We start from the raw sequence: 19,108 nt of genomic DNA, 5'->3' as shown, positions 1-19,108 counted from the left end.
CCCTAGTTGGCGTGATCCCGGCGAAGCGGTGCCTTCAGATCGGCTTCGACGATGCAGGTCGTGCCGGCCGAGCGGGCGACGACCGGCTGACAGTGGTCGTTGAGGGCATCGATGATCTCGACGTCACCCAGCGGGCAGGCGAGCGTCACACGGGAGATGCCGGCGTGCTGCGCCCGGTTCAGCAGGTCGTGCACGAGCAGCCGCCGCGCCCACGGCGGCTGGTCGCCGCCCGTGCATTCGATGCGGACGTCGAGCGTGTCGCCCGCCGGGTCGAGGACCACCTTCGCGCTCGACCAGGCGACCACCCGACCGCTCACCCGCACCTCGGTGCGTGGGGCGATGGGGGCGCCGCTGCCCACCGGCCGCCGCGCCGTCAGCCGGTGGGCGACGGACGAACTGGAGGTCATGGCTCCCCCTCACTGGGGGCGAGCAGAGGCCAGGGCCGCGACGACCCCCCGCGCCGCCGCGACCACCTCCAGTCAAGGCGACATCCCGTTTCGGTGCATCCGTGCAGACCACCGAATATTCGGGGCCCCCGGTACTGACGCATCCGGGTCTTTCGACCCATAGCCCCCGTTCTGCATGGGGCCGCGGCGCCGCCGTCAGCCAGGACCACCCGCGGACAACGTTGACGCGGGCCAGGTGGGGTCGGATGCGCGCACGAGTGGGGTCATTGGTCCCTGATCGCGCGTAGCCTCCGCGCGGAAACGTTCGGGGGGTGGACGAGGTGCCCGGTCGTCGCCAGGAAACGACAATCCTCTCCGGAATCACTCCGCGAGAGCAGACCGTGCTGCTCGCTTTGGGAATGCGCCTGACCAATCGCGAGATCTCCGAACTCCTGCACATCTCGCGGCGCACCGTCGAATCGCACGTCGCGTCGCTGTTACGCAAGCTCTCGGTCTCCTCGCGGCAGGACCTCATCCAGCTCACCAGCTCCCTCAAGTACTCCGCCGGTGAGCTGCAGGCGGTGGAGGCGGCGACCGCCACGGGGGGCGCCGGTCGGCGCAGCCACGAGCTCGGCCCGGCGACCGTCGTTCGCGAGCTCGAGCCTCCCGGTGCCACGGTGCCGCCCGCGTCGCAGCAACACGCACGCCGGAGCCGGACCGAGGAACTGTTCCGGCTGGCTTTCGACCACGCGCCCATCGGCATGCAGCTGGTGGCCGTCGCCCCGGACGGTCGGTGGACCATCGTCCGGACCAACACGGCGATGGCCGCCCTGTTCGGGGAGGAGCCGGCCGCGCTCGTCGGCCGGGTGCTCGACGGCTTCTCCCCGGCGAACGAGGGCACCCCGGACGGTTCGCCCGACCGGTTCGGGGCCGAGCAACGGATCCGCTTCCACCGCGGTGACGGGACGGACTTCGTGGCCGAGGCCCGTTCCGCCACCATCGGCCACCCGGAGGAGAACGACGCGCTGGCGTTGATCCGGGTCGTCGAGCTGACCGCGGAACCGTCGGCGAGGGCCGTCAGCCGGCCGGGCGCGCCGTCGTACCGCGCACGACCAGACCGGGCGGGATGATGACCTCGCGCTGGCGGACGGGAACACCCTGGATGCGGTCCTGCGCGCGGGTGGCCGCCAACCGGGTGAGGGTGGCGGTGTCCTGACCGACCGTGGTCAGGTCGATGTGGTCGAGGCTGGCGGCCGGTTCGTCGTCGAAGCCGACGACGCTGATGTCCTCCGGCACGGACAGTCCGGCCAGGCGCAAGGCGCTGATCGCGCCGATCGCCGACTGGTCGTTGTACAGCGTGATCGCGGTCGGACGTGGGCCGGGTGCGGCCAGCAACCGCCGCACGGCCCGCACGCCGTCGGCCTCGGTGGCACCACCGGCGAGCACCTGGATGCGGTCGGTCAACCCGTGCCGGCCCATCGCCGTGGCGTAGGCCCGGCGCCGTTCGGAGGAGACCGAGTTCCGGGCCCCACCGTCGAGGTGGGCGATGCGGCGGTGGCCCAGCTCGACGAGGTGGTCGACCGCCTTGTGCAGGCCGGCCGCGTCGTCGTTGCGGATGACGTCGACCGCGCGATGGCGCACGGCCCGGCCGAGCACCACGACCGGCACCTGCGCGGAGATCTCGGCGAAGTCGGCCGGGGTCAGCGTCGCCGTCATCAGCACGAGCGCCTCGCACCGGTCCTGCAGCAGGGTGCGCACCGCCGTCCGCTCGTCCCGCGCCGGGGTGGTGCCGCTCAGGGTGAGTTGGTAGTCGATCTGCTCGGCCGCGGCGTACAGGCCGGTCACCAGCTTGCCGAAGAACAGGTTCCCGACGTCGAACATGACGCCGATCAGCCGGCTGTGCCCGCTGCGCAGCAACCGCGCGCGCTGATCGGGCTGGTACCCGAGCCGCTGCGCGACCTCGAGCACGCGGGCCCGGGTCTCCGCACTCGCGCCCGGCACGTCACGCATGACGATCGACACCAGGGCCGTCGACACACCGGCGTCGGCGGCGACGTCGGCCAGGGTCGGGCGGCGGCCGCTCGTCATGCCGCGACCATCTCGCGCCCGACGGCGGCCCTCGCGGCCGCCCGGGCGTCGAAGCGGTAGCCGACGTCGATCAGGACCACGCCGACGACGGCGATCAGGACGGCGACGAGACCCGGCCCGAGGTAGCCCAGCCCGGCGCCGATGGCGATCCCGCCGACTGCGGCCCCGACGCTGTTGGCGACGTTGCCGGCGGACTGGTTGACCGCAGCGCCCATCAGCTGTGAGCGCGGCGCCGACTCGATCAGCCGCGCCTGCATCGCCGGGGCGATGAACAGGAAGGTCGCGCCCAGCAGGAAGATCGCGATGAAGAGCCCCACGCCCCAATGGGCGACGAGCAGGAACAGCCCGATCGCGGCCACGGTGGCGACCTGCCCCCGCCGGAGAGTGCGCCGCACGTTGCGATCGGCCGCCCGGCCGCCGAGCGCGACGCCGAGCGTCATCCCGAGACCGGCCGTGGCGAGCACCCACGGCACGGCGGCCGGGGGCAGCCCCGCGACGTGCGTGGTCACGGGTGCGATGTAGCTGTACACGGCGAAGAACCCGCCGAACCCGACGGCGATGGTGGCCGCCGCCAGCCAGACCTGTGGCGCCTTCAACGCCGCCAGCTCCGCCCGCGGCGACGCCGGGGCGGGCGGGAGTTCCGGCACCAGGACCGCGACCGCGGCCAGGGTCAGGCCGAACACGGCGGCGGTCGCGACGAAGACCAGCCGCCACCCCGTCAGCTGCCCGAGCCCGGTGGCGAGCGGGCTGCCCACCACGTTGGCCAGCGTGAGCCCGCCCAGGACGATCGCGTATCCCCTGGCCTTGTTGCCCGGCCCGAGCAGGCCGGCCGCGACCGAGCCGGCGACGCCGAAGTACGCGCCGTGCGGCAGGCCGGCGAGGAACCGGGCACCGAGCTCGAGCCCGAACGACGGAGCCAGCGCCGACCCGACCGTCGCGACGGCCATCAGCCCCAGCAGGAGGAGCAGCAGCCGGGCGCGGGTCATGCGCGCCGTGGCCACGGCAACCGTCGGCGCGCCGACCACCACGCCGAGCGCGTAGAGCGAGATGACCCAGCCGGTCGACGACAGCGCCTGCGCGCTCGACCGCGCCCAGGTGTCCGGCCGCAGCGCCTTCGCCATCTCCGGCAGCAGCCCCATCGGCACGAACTCGTTGAGCCCCATGGCGAATCCGCCGGTCGCCAGCGCGGCCAGCGCGGCGTTGCGGCGCGCCGGCGAGACCGGCCGCGGCCCGAAGTCACTCTCCATGTCAGCAACTGTAGAACGTTCTAGATAACTCGCTGGAACGTTCTAGGAACGAATGCTGCGCGTAGCGTGCTGGACATCGCGTGGGCGGTCGGGCATTCTCCGGGCACTGAGCGGTATCGGTGGACGGCAAGGTCGACTGAGGAGGCCGTCGGCGTGGCTGGGGTGGTGGGCATGTCCGGCGAGCGGGCGTCGCGCGCGGACGCGGCGGCACCTGTCCGTGCCCGCCGCCGACCCAGCCTGCTCGGCATCGCGGTCACCGCCACCGTGCTGGCCGTGACGGCCGCCCTGGCCGTCACGGCGGCGGTCGTCAACGGGCACAACGAGGACCGGCTGCTGCAGTTGCAGACGCGCCAGACCGGCACCCTGTTGCAGGCCTTCGTGCAGGGTCTCGAGACACCCCTGGCCTCGGCGGCCGAGATCGCCTCGAGCGGCAACGGGGCGTCCCCCAGCTACCGCCGCTACGCCACGGCGTTCCTGCACACCCAGAACCGCTTCGTCTCGGTGACGTTGTGGCGGGTGCAGGGCGGCCGGACCGTCCTGGTCTCCACCGTCGGTTCGAGCCCATTGGCCATCGCCGGAACATCACACTTCTCCCGGTTCCTCATCAGCGCGACCACCTCCGCGAAGGTGGGCGTCCTCGGCATGCTGTCCGGCTCCGATCCACGCCTGGGTTACGCGTACGCGTCCATCGGCTCGGCGGTGCGCTACGTGGTCTACGCCGAGGACCGGCTGCCGCCGCCGTACGGCACCAAGACCGCCAAGGGATCGCCGTTCGCCGACCTGAGGTACGCGCTCTTCCTCGGCCCCAGCCAAGACCCGCACAACCTGCTGGCCACGAGCGAGAAGACGCTGCCGCTGCGCGGGCGCACCGCCCACACGGTCATCGCCTTCGGCACCGCGTCCCTGACGCTCGTCGCGGCCCCGGTCGGCTCGCTCGGCGGCACCCTCGCCGGCGACCGCTCGTGGATCATCGCCCTGCTCGGCCTCCTGATCGCGCTGGCCGCCGGACTCGCCACCGACCGACTCGTGAAACGCCGCCGCGCCGCCGAGGCCCTCGCCACCCGCATCGACACCCTGCTCAGCGAGCAGCGGACCATCGCCGAGACGCTGCAGCGGGCACTGCTCCCCCAGCGCATGCCGGCGATACCCGGCGTGGAGATCGGCATCCGCTACCTGCCCGGCGTCAACGGCATCGAGATCGGGGGCGACTGGTACGACGTCATCGCGGTCGACGACACCCGCTTCTTCTTCGCCGTCGGCGACGTGTCGGGCCGGGGCCTCGAGGCGGGCTCGGTCATGGCATCCCTGCACTACGCCATCCGGGCCTTCGTCAGCGAAGGGCACGACGCGGCCACCGTGCTCACCCGGCTCGGCCGCATCCTGTCGCTGACCCGCGACCGGCACTTCGCGACCGTCCTGTGCGGCTACGCCGACGTCGCCGAGCGGCGCGTCACGATCGCCAACGCCGGGCACCTCCCGCCCCTCGTCGTCGCGGGTCCCGACGACGGATCGAACCGGTTCGTGACGACCGGGACGGGGCCACCGATCGGCGTCACCTGCGGCGCCGTCTACGAGCCGATCAGCTTCACCATGGACGAGCGGTGCGTCCTGCTCGTCTACACCGACGGGCTCGTGGAGCGCCGCGGGGAGAATCTCGACGAGGGGCTCGAACGGCTCCGGGCGTCGGCGTCCGCGCCGGACACGGACCTCGACGCGTTCCTCGACGACATCGTCGGACGCCTCGGCGCCGACGGCAGCAGCGACGACACCGCGCTGCTCGCACTGCGATGGACGGGGGCTCGGAAATGACCGAACACGGCGCGCCCGCAGCGGATGCGGACCAGACCTTCCACGTCGACGAGCGGCGCGACGGCACCGGCGCGGTGCAGTTGATCGTCGTCGGCGAGATCGACATCGCGACGGCGGCGACGCTGCGTCGCGCGCTCGCCGAGCTCCTGCGGAAGTCACCGGGCCGGCTGATCCTCGACCTCGGCGGGGTCGACTTCATCGACAGCTCCGGGCTGGCCGTCCTGCTCGAGGCCGCATCGGGTGTCGAGCACATCGAACTCGTGCGCCCGTCGCTCGCCGTGCGCCGGGTCATCGAACTCAGCGGGCTGGCATCCGTGCTGCCCTTCCGCCGATGACGAGTTGCAGCCGATGAGGAAGCGGATGCAACTGCGGGCGGTGCCGGCGTCGGTCCGTTCGGCGCGGGTGTTCGTCACCGAGTCGCTCGCCGCGTTCCCGCCCGAGACGGTCGACCGGGTCGTCCTGATGGTGTCCGAGCTGGCCACGAACAGCGTCGTCCACGCCGGCACCGACTTCACCATCACCCTGACTGTGACCGGTGAGGTCATCCGGCTCGAGGTGGCCGACGACGGCGCCGGGCTCCCGCGGCTGCAGTCCCCCGGCCCGACCGATCCCCACGGCCGCGGCCTGCGCATCGTGAACCAGCTCGCCACCGACTGGGGCAGCGAGGAGGCCACCGGAACGGACGGCAAGTTCACCTGGTTCCAGCTCCACGTCCCCGACGTCCCCACGGCCTGAGCCGCGCTCGATCCTCACCACCGCCGTCGTCGTGGCGAGCCGGGGGTGCTTTGCTGGGAGGAGACGACGAGCGAGGAGTTCCGAGATGGCGACGACCGAGTACCGCGTGATCAACCCGGCCACCAACGAGACCGAGGCCGAGTACCCGACGGCGACCGACGCCGAGATCCAGGACGTCCTGGCCCGGGCCGACGCCGGCTTCCGCGCGTGGCGCCGCACCTCGCTGGACGAGCGGGCGGCCGTGCTCTCCCGCGTGGCCGAGCTCTACACCGAGCGCCGCGACGACCTCGCCGCGATCATCACCCGCGAGATGGGCAAGCGGACCAGGGAGGCGAAGGGCGAGATCTCGATCGTGATCGACATCTTCGGCTACTACGCCAAGGAGGGCCCGGGGATGCTCACCGAGACCCCGCTCAGCCCGCGGGCCGGTGGGCGGGCGTCGGTGCGCAAGGAGCCGATCGGCGCGCTGCTCGGCATCATGCCGTGGAACTTCCCGTACTACCAGGTCGCCCGCCTGGCCGCGCCGAACCTGATCGCGGGCAACACGATCGTGCTCAAGCACGCGCCGCAGTGCCCCGAGTCGGCACTGGCGATCGAGGCGATCTTCCGCGACGCCGGCCTGCCGGCCGACGCCTACATCAACGTGTTCGCCAGCAACGAGCAGGCGGCCGACATGATCGCCGACCCGCGCATCGCCGGCGTCTCGGTCACCGGCAGCGAGCGGGCCGGCACGGCCGTGGCCGAGGTGGCCGGGCGCAACCTGAAGAAGGTCATTCTCGAGCTCGGCGGCTCGGACCCGTTCATCGTGCTCGACGGCGAGAACCTCGACCGCACGGTGCAGGCCGCCGTCGCCGGGCGCATGCAGAACACCGGACAGGCCTGCAACGCGGCGAAGCGGCTCATCGTCGTCGACAGCGTCTACGACGAGTTCGTCGACAAGTTCAGCGCTGCGCTCGGCGCCATGCAGCCGGGCGACCCGACCGATGCCGAGGCGCAGTACGGACCGCTCTCGTCCGAGCAGGCCGCGGTGTCGCTCATCGAGCAGATCGACGACGCCGTTGCCAAGGGCGCCACCGTGCGCACCGGCGGCAAGCGGGTCGACCGCCCGGGTGCGTTCGTCGAGCCGACCGTGCTCACCGACGTCACCCCGGACATGCGGGCCTACCGCGAGGAGCTGTTCGGCCCGGCCGCGGTGGTCTACCGGGTGGCCGACGCCGACGCGGCCGTCGAGCTGGCCAACGACTCGGCCTACGGGCTCGGCGGCGTCGTGTTCGGCGCCGACGCCGAGGCGACCGCCGACGTCGCGGACCGCCTCGACACCGGCATGGTCTGGATCAACAGCATGCAGGGCAGCATGGCCGACCTCCCCTTCGGCGGCACCAAGCGTTCCGGCGTCGGCCGCGAGCTCGGCACGCTCGGCATCGACGAGTTCGTGAACAAGAAGCTGATCTACTCGCCCCGCGGCTAGGCACCCGCCGATCCGCCTCCGGGGGCAGCACACGGCCCGGGGTGGGCGTGACCAACGCCTCTGACCGGGCGGGCCCGGCCGTCGGACCGTTCTAGGCGGGCCGACCGGCGTCGTCGTGACGCGGTGGCGACGGCGGAGGTGGCTATGACCAGGTGGCCGGGAGTTCCGGCGCCGGCACAGACCGTGTTCGCCGATCGCGTCGACGCCGGTCGTCGCCTGGCCCGGGAGCTGGCTGAGCTGCGCGGCGAGGACGTCGTCGTCCTCGGGCTGCCGCGCGGGGGCGTGCCGGTGGCCTACGAGGTGGCCCGGGCGCTCGACGCGCCGCTCGACGTGATCGTCGTCCGCAAGCTCGGCGTGCCGTACCAGCCGGAACTCGCCATGGGCGCGATCGGCGAGGACGGGGTGCGGGTCCTGGATCACCACGTCCTCGGCCGCGCCGGAGTCACCGAGGACGAACTCGCCGCCGTCGAACGCCGCGAGCGCGTCGAGCTGGCGGTGCGGGTCGCCCGGCTGCGCCGTGGTCGCCCGCGCGTCGATCTCACCGGACGCATCGCGCTCATCGTCGACGACGGCATCGCCACCGGCTCGACAGCCCGTGCCGCGTGCCGGGTCGCCCGTCATCTCGGCGCCGCCCGCGTGGTCGTGGCCGTACCCGTCGGGCCGGCCGCGACCGTGCACGACCTACCCGAGGCCGACGCGGTGGTGTGCCCGTTCACCCCGGCCCGGTTCCTGGCCGTCGGCAGCCACTACCGCGACTTCACCCCGGTCAGCGACGACACGGTGGTGACGCTGCTCGATCGCGCCATCGCCCGGACTCCGCCTGCGGCGGATGGCCCGGCCGACCCCGCGTTCGACGCCGACGTGTGGGTGCCGCTCGGCGCGGCCGCGCTCGGCGGCCGTCTGCACCTGCCGCCGCAGCCCGCCGGGATCGTCCTGTTCGCCCATGGCAGCGGCAGCAGCCGGCACAGCCCACGGAACCGCTTCGTCGCCGATGCCCTGCACCGGGTGGGGCTCGGCACGCTGCTGCTCGACCTGCTCACCGTCGACGAGGAACGCGACCGTCGCAACGTCTTCGACATCGGCCTGCTGGCCGCGCGGCTGACGGCCGCCACCGAGTGGATCGGCAGCCGGCCGGACAGCGCGGGCTGCCGGATCGGCTACTTCGGCGCCAGCACCGGGGCCGCGGCCGCCCTCTGGGCCGCGGGGGCGCCGCACAGCCCGGTGGCCGCGATCGTGTCGCGCGGCGGACGACCCGACCTGGCCGGGGAGCGACTGGGGGCGGTGCGAGCACCGACGCTGCTCATCGTCGGCGGCGCCGACGAGGTGGTACTCGACCTCAACCGGCAGGCCCGGGCCCGGCTGCGCTGCCCGAGCCGGCTGGAGATCGTGCCCGGGGCGACGCACCTGTTCGAGGAGCCCGGCACGCTCGCCGAGGCCGCCCGTCTCGCCGGCGAGTGGTTCACCGCCCACCTGCTCGCCTCGCCGGCGCGGCCGACCGCGACGGTCGGGCCATGAAGGGCGCGACCGACGCCGCGACCGAGATCCGTTCGCTGGCCGGTGCGCTGGTCACCACCGAGGACCTCACCCCGCTGGTCCGGCGCGCGGGGCGGAGCCGGTTCGTCGGCATCGGCGATGCCTCGCACGGCACCCACGAGTACTACCGGTGGCGGGCGCTGCTGAGCCGGCGCCTGATCGAGGAGCACGGCTTCACCTGGATCGGCGTCGAGGGTGACTGGCCCGACTGCTGGCGGATCAACCGCTGGGTGCGCGGCCGGGGCGAGCAGGACCTGTCGGCCGCGGAGCTGCTCGCCGGCTTCGCGCGCTGGCCCACCTGGCTCTGGGCCAACGAGGACATCGTCGCGTTCCTGACCTGGCTGCACGCGTACAACCTGGCCCGGCCCGAGGACGAGCGGGTCGGCTTCTACGGCCTCGACGTCTACTCGCTGTGGGATTCGCTCTGGCAGATCATGACCTGGCTGGAGAGCCATGCTCCCGAAGCCCTGCCGACCGCGCTGAACGCCTGGCACTGCTTCCTGCCCTACGACGAGGATCCGCACCGCTACGCGCGGCACACGCGGCTCGTGCCGGCGTCCTGCGAGTCCGACGTCGTGGCGCTGCTCGTCGAGGTCCGACGCCGCACCCAGGATCTGATGCGCTGGGACGAGGACGCCTTCGACGCCGCCCAGAACGCCGAGACCGCGGCGGACGCCGAGCAGTACTACCGCACGATGGTGCGCGGCGACCGCGAGTCGTGGAACATCCGCGACCATCACATGACCGACACGATCGACCGGATCGCGGCGCACCACGGCGCCGGCTCGAAGGGCCTCGTCTGGGAGCACAACACGCACGTCGGGGACGCGAGCGCGACCGACATGGCCCGCCACGGCATGGTCAACGTCGGTCAGCTGCTGCGCCGGCGCCACCCGGCCGCCGACGTGGTGCTGATCGGCTTCGCCGGTCATCGGGGCACGGTGCTCGCCGCCCGCTCGTGGGGCGCGGCGGAGCAGGTGTTCGCCGTGCCGCCCGCCCGGCCCGGCAGCCACGAGGACCTGCTGCACCGCACCGTCGGGCAACCCGCCGTCCTCGTCTTCGGGGCGGACCGGTCCGGCCCGTGGCTGTCGCAATGGCTCGGCCACCGGGCGATCGGGGTGCTCTACGACCCGACCCGCGAGGGCGGCAACTACGTGCCGACCCTGCTCGGCGCCCGCTACGACGCGCTGGTCTGGCTCGAGCACACGTCGGCACTGCGCCCGCTGCACCACGAGGCGCGCCCGCAGGAGCCCGAGCTGGAGACCGAGCCCACCGGCTTCTAGTGAGGGGATCTCAGAGCTTGTAGCCGATGGCGCGGAGCAGGTCGTGCCGCCGCGCCCGGGCCGCGGTGTCCTCGACCCCGACCGGTGGTTCTCCGTCGATCACGCCGACGATGCCGCGGCCCCGGGCGGAGGAGGCGACGACGACGTCGACCTCGTTCGCGGTCGCGCAGAACACGGTGCACACCTCGGCGACGGCCCGGATCGGTGCCAGCACGTTGACCGGGAAACCGTCCGCGAGCATGACGACGAAGCAGTGCCCCGCCGCGATGCGTTGTGCCGCCCCGGTGGCCAGCGCGCCGAGCGACTCGTCATTGCCGGAGGTGCGCACCAGGCGCTCGCCGGAGGGCTCGCAGAACGCGATGCCGAAGCGCAGCTGCGCGCCGACGCCCACGATCGCCTCGTGCAGGTCCTCGACCGTCTTGATGAAGTGGGCCTGCCCGATGATCACGTTGACGTCGTCGGGCTTGGGCACCGGGACGAGCGAGAGGGTCACCGGGAGCGCGGTCATCATCACCCGTCCTACGCCGGCGCGTGGGCGGCCACGAACTGCGCGGCCCGGGCGAGCGTGCGGAGCTCGCGGTAGTCCTCCTCGTCGATGCGGAAGGCGGCGCGCACGCTGAGCGACTCGACCACGGCGACGAAGTCGAGTGAGTCCAGCTCGAGCGTCTCGCGCAGGTCGTCGTCAGGGCCGAGCGTGCCGACGTCGGCATCGGGGACCGCGCTGACGATCGCCTGCTCGACGACCTGCTGAGCCTGTTCCGGTGTCATCGTGCCTCCCGTGCGTCGCTGTCAGAGTTGCGTCGCTGTCAGAGTTTCTGGGGTTCGTGCAGCAGCCGCTCGATCCGGTTCAGCAGCCGGGCCCCGATCGCCCCGTCGCTGGCCCGGTGATCGGCGGCGACCGTCACCGTGACGACCGGACGCACACCGAGCAGCCCGTCGACCGCCCGCCGATCGGCCACGGCACCGAAACCGACGACGGCCACCTGCGGCGGGTAGATGACGCCCAGGACACTGTCGACGCCCTGGTCGCCGAGATTCGTGACGGTGATCGACGGCGGCGCGAGCTCGGTGCCCCGCAGCCGACCGTTGCGGGCGCGGGCGGCGAGACCGCGCATGACCGGCATGAGCTGCTCCGCCGACAGCGCGGCCGCATCGCCGATGACCGGCACGATGATGCCGCCCGAGCGCAACGAGACGACCACGCCGATGTCGACCCGCGCGGACGGGACGAACGCGCCGCCGACCCAGGTGCCGTTCAGCTCGGGCACCGCCTCGAGGGCGCGCGCGGTGGCCGCGAGCAGGAATGCCGCCGGCACGAGTCGCTGCTCGACGGGCAGCTCCCGGTTGCGGCGCCGGACCCGGTCGAGCGTCGCCGAGACATCCATCGTGTGGGTCAGGTAGTAGTGCGGGATCTCGCGCTTCGATCGCGCCATCAGCGCCGCGATCGCCTGGCGCATCGAAGTACCGTGCTCGGGCGCGCGGGCAGGCGGTGCGGGCGACGGAGGTGCGGACGGCGGAGGAGCGGACGGACCGGGCCCGATGTCCGCCGCGACGATGACCCCGCCGGCCCCCGACCCCGAGATCGCGGCGAGGTCGACGCCGGCCGACGCGGCGAGGCGCCGGGCCAGCGGGGAGGCGCGGACGCGGCCGCCCTGGGGCGGTCCGGCCGGTCGTGCGCGTTGCGCCGCGGCGTGCTCGACGTCGACCCGGTGCACCAGGCCGTCGTGGCCGGTGCCGACCTCGGCCAGATCGACGCCGAGCGCCACGGCCTCGCGCCGCACCAGCGGCGACAGCACGTGTACGGGCTCGACCATCGACGGCGCCACCGGCACCGACGGCGGCACGGCCGCCGACCCCGACGGCGGCACGGCCGCCCCGGCGCCATCGATCGAGGCCAGCACCGCGCCGACCGGCACCCGCTCGCCCGGCTGGACCTTCAGCTCCTGGATGACCCCCTCGTCGAAGCACTCGACCTCGATGGCCGCCTTGTCGGTGTCGATGACCGCGACGACCTCGCCGCGGTGCACCGGATCACCCGGTCCGACGAGCCACTCGAGCAGGGTGCCGCTCTCCATGTCCGCCCCCAGCGACGGCATGCGGAAGTCAGCCATGCCGACCGGCCAGCTGCAGCGCCGCCGCGACGACGTCGGCCGCCTGCGGCAGGGCGGCCTGCTCGAGGTGCCGGGCGTAGGGCATGGGTACCTCGGCCGAGCACACCCGCGCGACCGGCGCGTCCAGGTCGTAGAACGCCTGCTCGACGAGCCGGGCGGAGATCTCGGCCGACAGGCTGCCGGAGCGCCACCCCTCGTCGACGATCACGGCTCGGTGGGTCCGCCGGACGGACCCGACCAGCGTCTCGTCGTCGAGCGGACGCAGCACGCGCAGGTCGATCACCTCGGCGCTCATGCCCTGGGCGGCGAGCTGGTCGGCGGCGGTGAGCGCGGTCGCGAGGGTGCCGCCGTACGCGATGATCGTGACATCGTCGCCGGGCCGGCGCACGGCCGCGCGCTCGATGTCGATCGTGGCGGGGTCGGCCGGCAGCGGCCCGCTGCTGTTGTAGAGCCCGCCGTTCTCGAAGATCAGCACCGGGTCCGGGTCGGCGAGCGCGGGCCAGAGCATGCCGCGGGCGTCCGCTACGGTCGCCGGGGCGAGGATCCGCAGCCCGGGGATGTGCGCGTACCAGCCCTCGAGGCTGTGCGAGTGCTGCGCGGCCAGCTGCCGGCCGGCGCCGGTCGTCATGCGGATCACCAGCGGCACGTTGAGCTGGCCGCCGGACATGTGCAGCACGGTCGCGGCGTTGTTGAGGATCTGATCCAGCGCGAGCAGGCTGAAGTTCACCGTCATGATCTCGACGATCGGACGCAGGCCGCCGAGCGCCGCTCCGATCCCGGCGCCGACGAAGGCCGACTCCGACAGCGGGGTGTCCCGGATCCGCTCCGGCCCGAACTCTTCGAGCAGGCCCATGCTCACCGCGAAGCAGCCGCCGTAACGGCCGACGTCCTCGCCCATCAGGAACACCCGGTCGTCGCGGGTCATCGCCTCGCGGATCGCCGCCCGCAGGGCCTCGCGATACGTGGCGGTCTCGACGGCCGGGGCGGGCGCCGGCGAGCTCACGGTCATGGTCATGGCGCGCTCCGGTGCTCGCTGGTGACGAACCGGGTCAGCTCGGCCACCGGCTCCAACGGTGCCGCCTCGGCGGCGGCGACGGCGTCGGCGATCTCGGCCTCGATCTCCTTCTCGAACCGGGCGAGATCGGCATCGGTCAGCGCGCCGTCGTCGCGCAGCGTCGCGGTCAGCGCCGGAATCGGGTCGTGGTGGCGCCAGCCCTCGATCTCGGCCTTCTCGCGGTAGCGGTCCGGGTCGTACATCGAGTGCGCGCGGAACCGGTAGGTGCGCAGCTCGACGAAGCACGGCCCCTCCCCCGCCCGGATGAACTCGGCCGCCCGCCGGGCCGCGTCGGCCACCGCGACGACGTCCATCCCGTCGGCCGTCCAGGCGACCATGCCGTAGGACGCCGCCCGCATCGCCAGATCGGTCTGGGCGTGCTCGCGGGCGAGGGCGGTGCCCATCGCGTAGAAGTTGTTCTCGCAGAAGAACGCGACCGGCAGGTGCCACAGCGCCGCGAGGTTCGCGCTCTCGTGGAACTCGCCCTCGGCGAACGCGCCGTCCCCGAACACGCAGGCGGTCACCCGCTTCTGGCCGCGCAGCCGGTCGGCGAGGGCCAGGCCGACGGCCACGGGCAGCCCGCCGCCGACGATGGCGTTGCCGCCGTAGAAGCGCAACGCCGCGTCGAACAGGTGCATCGACCCGCCCCGCCCGCGGCTGCACCCGGTCTGCTTGCCGAACATCTCGGCCAGCACGGTCGTCATGCTCATCCCGCGGGCGAGCGCCTGGCCGTGCTCGCGGTACGTGCCCACCACGGCGTCGTCCTTGGTGAGCGCGCTCATGACGCCGACCGCGGTGGCCTCCTCACCGATGCACAGATGCATGAACCCGCGGATCTTCTCGGTGCTGTATAGCTGCACGCAGGTCTCTTCGAAGCGCCGGATCCGCAGCATCTCGCGCAGCAGCGCGACGCGGTCGTCCGTGCTGGGTTTCGTCCGGGCCCGGCGTGGCTTCGCAGCTGTGCTCATCGGCTTTCCTTCGCGCTCGTGCGGTTCTCCAGGGTGGAGAGATCGCCCTCTTCCAGACCGAGTTCCCGGGCCTTGAGCAGGCGGCGCATCACCTTGCCGCTGCGGGTGTGCGGCAGGTGCTGGTCGAAGGCGATCTCGCGCGGCGCGAGGGTGCCGAGCCGGCGCCGGCCGAACGCGATCAGCTCCCGGCGCAGGTCCTCGTCCGGCTCGATGCCCGGTCGCAGCGTGACGAAGGCCTTGACGATCTCGCCGGCGACGGGGTCGGGCTTGCCGATCACCCCGGCCTCGACGACCGCCGCGTGCTCCATCAGCGCGCTCTCGACCTCGAACGGCCCGATCAGGTGGCCGGCCGACTTGATGACGTCGTCGCCGCGACCGACGAACCAGAAGTAGCCGTCGCGGTCGCGGCGGGCCAGGTCACCGGTGAGGTACCAGCCGTCGGCGAAGCACTGCTCGTAGCGCTCGTGGGCGTTCAGGTAGTCGCGGAACATCGACGGCCAGCCCGGCCGCAGGGCGAGCTCCCCGACCGACTCCGGCTCCACCTCGCGCACGTGCCCGTCGACGCGGCGCACCGCCGCGTCCTCGCCCCGTTCCAGGATCGTGGCCCGGATCCCGGGCATCGGACGCCCCATCGATCCGGGTCGCACCGGCAGGCCCGGGTAGTTGCTGATCATGATCGCGCCGGTCTCGGTCTGCCACCACGTGTCGTGGATCGGCAGGCCGAGATTCTCGTCCCCCCACATCACCGCCTCGGGGTTGAGCGGCTCACCGACGCTGACCACGTGCCGCAGCTTCCTGAGGTCGTACCGGCGCGGGAGCTCCCCGCCGCTGGCCATCAGCATGCGCAGCGCGGTCGGCGCGGTGTACCAGACGGTGACGTGCTGATCGGCGAGGAGCTGGTACCACCGGCGCGAGTCGAAGTCACCGGCGTCGGTGACGATCGTGACCCCGCGGGTCAGCGGGCCGATGATGCCGTAGGAGGTGCCGGTGACCCACCCCGGATCGGCGGTGCACCAGTAGACGTCGCCGGGGCGCAGATCCAGCGCGAACGCCGCGGTGGCGTGGTGCGCGACGACGGCCTCGTGCACGTGCACGGCACCCTTCGGCTTGCCGGTCGTGCCGCTGGTGAAGTGGAGCAGGGCCGGGTCCTCCGGGCGGGTCGCCGCGATGCGGAAGGGCCGGCCGGCGGCGGCCGCGAGGGCGGCGTCCAGCGACGTGGTGCCCTGCGGCGCGGGACCGTCCCCCACGATCAGGACGTGTCGCAGGTCGGGCAGCTCGGCGCGGTACGCCGCCACCTTGCGCCGGTAGGCCTCGGCGGTGGTGACGAGCACCCGGATGCGGCCGAGTTCGAGTCGCTCGCGGACGGGCTCCGGGCCGAACGCCGGGAACAGCGGGCAGAACACCGCGGCGGCCTTCATCGTCCCCAGCGCGGTCACGTACAGCTCGGGCCCGCGGGTGAGCAGCGAGCACACGCCGTCGCCGGGTCCGACCCCGAGTGCGTGCAGCATCGCGCCGAAGCGGTCGGTGCGCTCGCGCAGCTGCGCGTAGGTCAGGTCGGTGACGCGGTCGTCGCGGGCCACGCAGCGCAGGGCCACCACGTCGGCCGACGGGCCGTCGGCGTGCCGGTCGACCGCCTCGTGCGCGATGTTCAGGCCGCCGCCGGGCAACCCGTCCAGCCCGTCGCGGGCGCTCTCCCAGGTGAACGAGGCGTAGCGGGCCTCGTAATCGCCGATCAGCGGTTCGATGCGCGGCCGGCGGGCGATCGGGGCCCAGCGCGGCTCGGTCCCGATCGTGTCGAGCGGTCCGGTGGCCATGCCGTCACGCGGGCCCGGCGACCATTGCCCGCGGACCGCGCAGCGGTCCCCGGTTCAGGACGGTGAAGGTGGACATCGTGACCCCCGACCGGCCCGGGTCGAGCCGTCGCCGATCCAGCGGGCGCGCCCAGGTGCACGCCCTCACTCTGCGACCGCGCCCTTGCGGCCGGGTAGGGACCAACTTCCTGTCTCGGCCGCGCGCCGTGGGTCCTCGGACTCTGGCCGGGGTCGCTCGCACCGGCGGATCGTGCTGGTCATGAGCACCGTCATCACCGTGCTGGCCGTCGTCGCGGTCCTGCTGCTGATCGGCCTCGCCCTCGCCGTCCGGATCGTCAAGCAGTACGAGGAAGGGGTGCTGTTCCGCTTCGGCCGGCTCGGCGGCGAGAAGCTGCCGGGGTTCCGGCTGATCATCCCGTTCGTCGACGTCATGCACCGGGTGTCGCTGCGGGTTGTCACGATGCCCATCCAGTCGCAGGGGATCATCACGCGCGACAACGTCAGCGTTGATGTCTCGGCCGTCGCCTACTACAAGGTCGTGGACGCGGTGAAGTCGGTCGTGGCGATCGAGAACGTGCGGGCGGCCATCGACCAGATCGCGCAGACGACGCTGCGCAAGGTCGTCGGGCAGCACACCCTCGACCAGACGTTGGCCGAGACCGACCAGATCAATCTCGACATCCGCAAGATCCTCGACGTCACCACCGCCGACTGGGGTGTCGAGGTGACCCTCGTCGAGCTGAAGGACATCCAGCTTCCCGAGAGCATGAAGCGGGCCATGGCCCGCCAGGCCGAGGCCGAGCGGGAGAAGCGGGCGAAGATCATCAATGCCGAGGGCGAGTCGCTGGCCGCATCGGCTCTGGGGACCGCGTCGGACGTCATGATGGCGCACCCGCTCGCGCTCCAGCTGCGCAACCTGCAGAGCCTGGTCGAGATCGGCGTCGACAAGAACACCACCGTCGTGTTCCCGGCGCCGCTGATGTCGACGATCGTCGAGCTGACCAACTTCCTCAGTCGGGAACAGGCCGCGGCGCAGGAGCTACCCGCTGCGGCGCGCCCGGCGTCGCCGGCCGCCAACGGGGTTCCCGCGTCCGTGTGACCGGTCGCGGCGCCGGAGTATCGCGGCGGACGCCCACGTCGTTTAAGGGGCAGAGACCGGTGCAGCCGGTCCTGTGTTCCGGGGGGAATGGACGTGTCAGACCTGTTCGCGAGCGAGACGTTCGTGACCCTGGAGGATCGGCCCGAGATCGTGGCCGGCTACCGCACGGCCCCGCCCGCCGAGGACTCGTTCCTGCCCTGGGTCACGATCCTTCAGCAGCGCGAGACCACCGGCGAGCTGCGGTGGGAGTTCGGGCCTGACGCCGTGCTGATGCCCGTGCGCCGCGTGCCCGAACCCGATCGCCCCCGGTCGAGGCGCCGATTTCGTCGCCGCGGCGCCGGTTCGCCCGCGCGCCCGCAGTAGCCGCCCGTCGGAGTGTCGACCAGACTGCCCGCATGACCTCCGACACCGCCTGGCTCGGCTCGATGCCCGAGACCTACGACCGCTGTCTCGGGCCGGCCCTCTTCGCACCGTTCGCCGCGCACCTCGCCGGACTCGCCGCCGTGGACGCCCCCGTCCGGGTCCTCGAACTCGCCGCCGGCACCGGGGTCGCCACGGCCGAACTCGTGCGCGCGCTGCCCGACGCCACGATCACGGCCACCGACCTGAACCCGGCGATGGTCGCGTGGGGCTGCGAACGCGTGCCGGGTGCGACGTGGCAACCGGCCGACGCGGGCGCGCTCCCGCAGCCGGACGCGTCCGTCGAGCTCGTCGTCTGCCAGTTCGGGGCCATGTTCTTCCCGGACCGGTCCGGGGCCTTCGCCGAGGCCCGGCGGGTGCTCGCTGCGGGCCGCCGCTTCCTCCTCACCACCTGGCAGGCGGTCGAGGCCTCCCCGTTCCCGGCCGCGCTGACCGACGCGCTCGACGCCACGCTCCCCGACGACCCGCCCACGTTCGTGGCTCGCGTGCCGCACGGGTATCACGACCCGGCGCAGGTCGAGGCCGACCTCGCGGCGGGCGGCTTCGACGACGTGGCCGTCGAGCGAGTGGTGCTCACCGGCGAGGCGCCGTCGGCCCGCACCCTCGCCGAAGGCTTCTGCCTGGGCACGCCGTTGCGCTTCGCGCTCGAGCAGCGCGGCGACCTGGGTGCGCTCTGCGCCGCGGTCGGCGACCACATGACGGCGACGCTCGGCGACGGCCCGGTCGAGGGTGATCTCGCCGCCCTCGTCGTGACGGCGCGCTGAGGCGCTAGCGAATGAACCGCTCGGCGAGACCGCTGATCTCGAGCAGCCGCTGCACGCTGCGGGACGGGTTCTCGACGGCGAAGGTCGCGCCGTCGTCGTCGGCGTCGCCGGCGAGTTCGATCAGCACTCCGAGACCGGTGGAATCCATGAACGTGACCCCTTCGAGGTCGACCACGCGGGCGGTCGTCCCGGGCGCGAACGCCGTGCGGGCGGCATCGACGACATGACTGCGGCTCGCGAGGTCGAGCGAGCCTCTCAGCACGAGGGCGACGGTGACGTCGTCGTCGCGCCGGACGGTGACGGCGAGATCCATGACCCGACGCTAGCGAAGC

General features: G+C 72.9%; 20 protein-coding genes. 10 read left to right on the top strand and 10 right to left on the bottom strand.

Annotation, left to right across the window (positions count from 1 at the left end; all coding sequences use genetic code 11):
• Window positions 1–2: 2 nt before the first annotated feature.
• Window positions 3–407, bottom strand: coding sequence for a hypothetical protein (locus VGN18_RS04315; protein ID WP_327538411.1), 405 nt, complete (start codon window positions 405–407; stop codon window positions 3–5).
• A gap of 311 nt (window positions 408–718) precedes the next feature.
• Here VGN18_RS04315 and VGN18_RS04310 point away from each other — a divergent pair, with 311 nt between their 5' ends.
• Window positions 719–1,516 (top strand): LuxR C-terminal-related transcriptional regulator, encoded by a 798-nt coding sequence (locus VGN18_RS04310; protein ID WP_327538410.1) that lies wholly within the window; start codon window positions 719–721, stop codon window positions 1,514–1,516.
• Here VGN18_RS04310 and VGN18_RS04305 read toward each other — a convergent pair.
• Window positions 1,464–2,474 carry a LacI family DNA-binding transcriptional regulator gene (locus tag VGN18_RS04305; RefSeq protein ID WP_327538409.1) on the bottom strand — a complete coding sequence of 337 codons (1,011 nt, stop codon included), beginning with the start codon at window positions 2,472–2,474 and terminating at the stop codon, window positions 1,464–1,466. The two genes, VGN18_RS04310 and VGN18_RS04305, sit on opposite strands and share 53 nt — an antisense overlap.
• On the bottom strand, window positions 2,471–3,721 hold the full coding sequence (locus tag VGN18_RS04300) for an MFS transporter (protein WP_327538408.1): 1,251 nt from the start codon (window positions 3,719–3,721) through the stop codon (window positions 2,471–2,473). Before VGN18_RS04300 ends, VGN18_RS04305 begins: the two co-directional genes overlap by 4 nt.
• A gap of 153 nt (window positions 3,722–3,874) precedes the next feature.
• Here VGN18_RS04300 and VGN18_RS04295 point away from each other — a divergent pair, with 153 nt between their 5' ends.
• From VGN18_RS04295 to VGN18_RS04270, 6 genes are all read left to right on the top strand, one after another.
• The gene (locus tag VGN18_RS04295) at window positions 3,875–5,530 is read left to right on the top strand and encodes a PP2C family protein-serine/threonine phosphatase (protein ID WP_327538407.1); all 1,656 of its coding nucleotides are present in this window, start codon (window positions 3,875–3,877) and stop codon (window positions 5,528–5,530) included.
• A complete protein-coding gene (locus VGN18_RS04290) occupies window positions 5,527–5,865 on the top strand; it encodes an STAS domain-containing protein (RefSeq protein ID WP_327538406.1) in 339 nt (112 codons plus the stop codon). Before VGN18_RS04295 ends, VGN18_RS04290 begins: the two co-directional genes overlap by 4 nt.
• 25 nt (window positions 5,866–5,890) lie before the next feature.
• Complete coding sequence (locus VGN18_RS04285; protein WP_327538405.1) at window positions 5,891–6,265, top strand: ATP-binding protein; 375 nt, start codon at window positions 5,891–5,893, stop codon at window positions 6,263–6,265.
• A gap of 85 nt (window positions 6,266–6,350) precedes the next feature.
• Window positions 6,351–7,733 carry an NAD-dependent succinate-semialdehyde dehydrogenase gene (locus VGN18_RS04280; RefSeq protein WP_327538404.1) on the top strand — a complete coding sequence of 461 codons (1,383 nt, stop codon included), beginning with the start codon at window positions 6,351–6,353 and terminating at the stop codon, window positions 7,731–7,733.
• 144 nt (window positions 7,734–7,877) lie between these two features.
• On the top strand, window positions 7,878–9,248 hold the full coding sequence (locus VGN18_RS04275; protein ID WP_327538403.1) for a phosphoribosyltransferase family protein: 1,371 nt from the start codon (window positions 7,878–7,880) through the stop codon (window positions 9,246–9,248).
• Window positions 9,245–10,549 (top strand): erythromycin esterase family protein, encoded by a 1,305-nt coding sequence (locus VGN18_RS04270; RefSeq protein WP_327538402.1) that lies wholly within the window; start codon window positions 9,245–9,247, stop codon window positions 10,547–10,549. Before VGN18_RS04275 ends, VGN18_RS04270 begins: the two co-directional genes overlap by 4 nt.
• Before the next feature lie 10 nt (window positions 10,550–10,559).
• On the opposite strand, the gene VGN18_RS04265 is transcribed toward VGN18_RS04270, so the two are convergent.
• From VGN18_RS04265 to acsA, 6 genes are read right to left on the bottom strand one after another with little or no spacing between them, the layout of a single operon-like run.
• Window positions 10,560–11,057 carry an adenosine-specific kinase gene (locus VGN18_RS04265; RefSeq protein ID WP_349259831.1) on the bottom strand — a complete coding sequence of 166 codons (498 nt, stop codon included), beginning with the start codon at window positions 11,055–11,057 and terminating at the stop codon, window positions 10,560–10,562.
• Between the two features lie 11 nt (window positions 11,058–11,068).
• Window positions 11,069–11,317, bottom strand: coding sequence for an acyl carrier protein (locus VGN18_RS04260; protein WP_327538400.1), 249 nt, complete (start codon window positions 11,315–11,317; stop codon window positions 11,069–11,071).
• Between the two features lie 38 nt (window positions 11,318–11,355).
• Window positions 11,356–12,660, bottom strand: coding sequence for a dihydrolipoamide acetyltransferase family protein (locus VGN18_RS04255; protein WP_327538399.1), 1,305 nt, complete (start codon window positions 12,658–12,660; stop codon window positions 11,356–11,358).
• Entirely contained in the window at window positions 12,653–13,675 is a 1,023-nt protein-coding gene (locus VGN18_RS04250) for an alpha-ketoacid dehydrogenase subunit beta (RefSeq protein ID WP_327538398.1), read from the bottom strand. Before VGN18_RS04250 ends, VGN18_RS04255 begins: the two co-directional genes overlap by 8 nt.
• A complete protein-coding gene (gene pdhA / locus VGN18_RS04245; RefSeq protein WP_327538397.1) occupies window positions 13,672–14,682 on the bottom strand; it encodes a pyruvate dehydrogenase (acetyl-transferring) E1 component subunit alpha in 1,011 nt (336 codons plus the stop codon). Before pdhA ends, VGN18_RS04250 begins: the two co-directional genes overlap by 4 nt.
• Complete coding sequence (gene acsA, locus VGN18_RS04240) at window positions 14,679–16,496, bottom strand: acetate--CoA ligase (RefSeq protein WP_327538396.1); 1,818 nt, start codon at window positions 16,494–16,496, stop codon at window positions 14,679–14,681. Before acsA ends, pdhA begins: the two co-directional genes overlap by 4 nt.
• Window positions 16,497–16,752: 256 nt before the next feature.
• Between acsA and VGN18_RS04235 the strand changes: the two genes are divergently transcribed.
• The 3 genes from VGN18_RS04235 to VGN18_RS04225 all read left to right on the top strand — a co-directional run bounded on the left by VGN18_RS04235 (window position 16,753) and on the right by VGN18_RS04225 (window position 18,776).
• Window positions 16,753–17,592 (top strand): slipin family protein, encoded by an 840-nt coding sequence (locus VGN18_RS04235; protein ID WP_327538395.1) that lies wholly within the window; start codon window positions 16,753–16,755, stop codon window positions 17,590–17,592.
• A 93-nt stretch (window positions 17,593–17,685) separates the two neighbouring features.
• Entirely contained in the window at window positions 17,686–17,955 is a 270-nt protein-coding gene (locus VGN18_RS04230; RefSeq protein WP_327538394.1) for a hypothetical protein, read from the top strand.
• Between the two features lie 32 nt (window positions 17,956–17,987).
• The gene (locus VGN18_RS04225) at window positions 17,988–18,776 is read left to right on the top strand and encodes a class I SAM-dependent methyltransferase (protein ID WP_327538393.1); all 789 of its coding nucleotides are present in this window, start codon (window positions 17,988–17,990) and stop codon (window positions 18,774–18,776) included.
• 4 nt (window positions 18,777–18,780) lie between these two features.
• Here VGN18_RS04225 and VGN18_RS04220 read toward each other — a convergent pair whose 3' ends face one another.
• Window positions 18,781–19,089 carry an STAS domain-containing protein gene (locus VGN18_RS04220; RefSeq protein ID WP_327538392.1) on the bottom strand — a complete coding sequence of 103 codons (309 nt, stop codon included), beginning with the start codon at window positions 19,087–19,089 and terminating at the stop codon, window positions 18,781–18,783.
• Between the last annotated feature and the right edge of the window lie 19 nt (window positions 19,090–19,108).

The sequence above is a fragment of the Jatrophihabitans sp. genome, assembly GCF_036000465.1.
GTDB lineage: Bacteria > Actinomycetota > Actinomycetes > Mycobacteriales > Jatrophihabitantaceae > Jatrophihabitans.
Note: the sequence above shows the minus strand (reverse complement) of the source record. Positions and strands in the feature narration are given on the sequence as shown.

Coding starts and splice junctions, on each gene's coding strand:
- VGN18_RS04315 (WP_327538411.1), bottom strand. CDS start 407: ATGACCTCCAGTTCGTCCGTCGCCCACCGGCTGACGGCGCGGCGGCCG.
- VGN18_RS04305 (WP_327538409.1), bottom strand. CDS start 2,474: ATGACGAGCGGCCGCCGCCCGACCCTGGCCGACGTCGCCGCCGACGCC.
- VGN18_RS04300 (WP_327538408.1), bottom strand. CDS start 3,721: ATGGAGAGTGACTTCGGGCCGCGGCCGGTCTCGCCGGCGCGCCGCAAC.
- VGN18_RS04290 (WP_327538406.1), top strand. CDS start 5,527: ATGACCGAACACGGCGCGCCCGCAGCGGATGCGGACCAGACCTTCCAC.
- VGN18_RS04285 (WP_327538405.1), top strand. CDS start 5,891: ATGCAACTGCGGGCGGTGCCGGCGTCGGTCCGTTCGGCGCGGGTGTTC.
- VGN18_RS04280 (WP_327538404.1), top strand. CDS start 6,351: ATGGCGACGACCGAGTACCGCGTGATCAACCCGGCCACCAACGAGACC.
- VGN18_RS04275 (WP_327538403.1), top strand. CDS start 7,878: ATGACCAGGTGGCCGGGAGTTCCGGCGCCGGCACAGACCGTGTTCGCC.
- VGN18_RS04270 (WP_327538402.1), top strand. CDS start 9,245: ATGAAGGGCGCGACCGACGCCGCGACCGAGATCCGTTCGCTGGCCGGT.
- VGN18_RS04265 (WP_349259831.1), bottom strand. CDS start 11,057: ATGACCGCGCTCCCGGTGACCCTCTCGCTCGTCCCGGTGCCCAAGCCC.
- VGN18_RS04260 (WP_327538400.1), bottom strand. CDS start 11,317: ATGACACCGGAACAGGCTCAGCAGGTCGTCGAGCAGGCGATCGTCAGC.
- VGN18_RS04255 (WP_327538399.1), bottom strand. CDS start 12,660: ATGGCTGACTTCCGCATGCCGTCGCTGGGGGCGGACATGGAGAGCGGC.
- VGN18_RS04250 (WP_327538398.1), bottom strand. CDS start 13,675: ATGACCATGACCGTGAGCTCGCCGGCGCCCGCCCCGGCCGTCGAGACC.
- pdhA (WP_327538397.1), bottom strand. CDS start 14,682: ATGAGCACAGCTGCGAAGCCACGCCGGGCCCGGACGAAACCCAGCACG.
- acsA (WP_327538396.1), bottom strand. CDS start 16,496: ATGGCCACCGGACCGCTCGACACGATCGGGACCGAGCCGCGCTGGGCC.
- VGN18_RS04235 (WP_327538395.1), top strand. CDS start 16,753: ATGAGCACCGTCATCACCGTGCTGGCCGTCGTCGCGGTCCTGCTGCTG.
- VGN18_RS04225 (WP_327538393.1), top strand. CDS start 17,988: ATGACCTCCGACACCGCCTGGCTCGGCTCGATGCCCGAGACCTACGAC.
- VGN18_RS04220 (WP_327538392.1), bottom strand. CDS start 19,089: ATGGATCTCGCCGTCACCGTCCGGCGCGACGACGACGTCACCGTCGCC.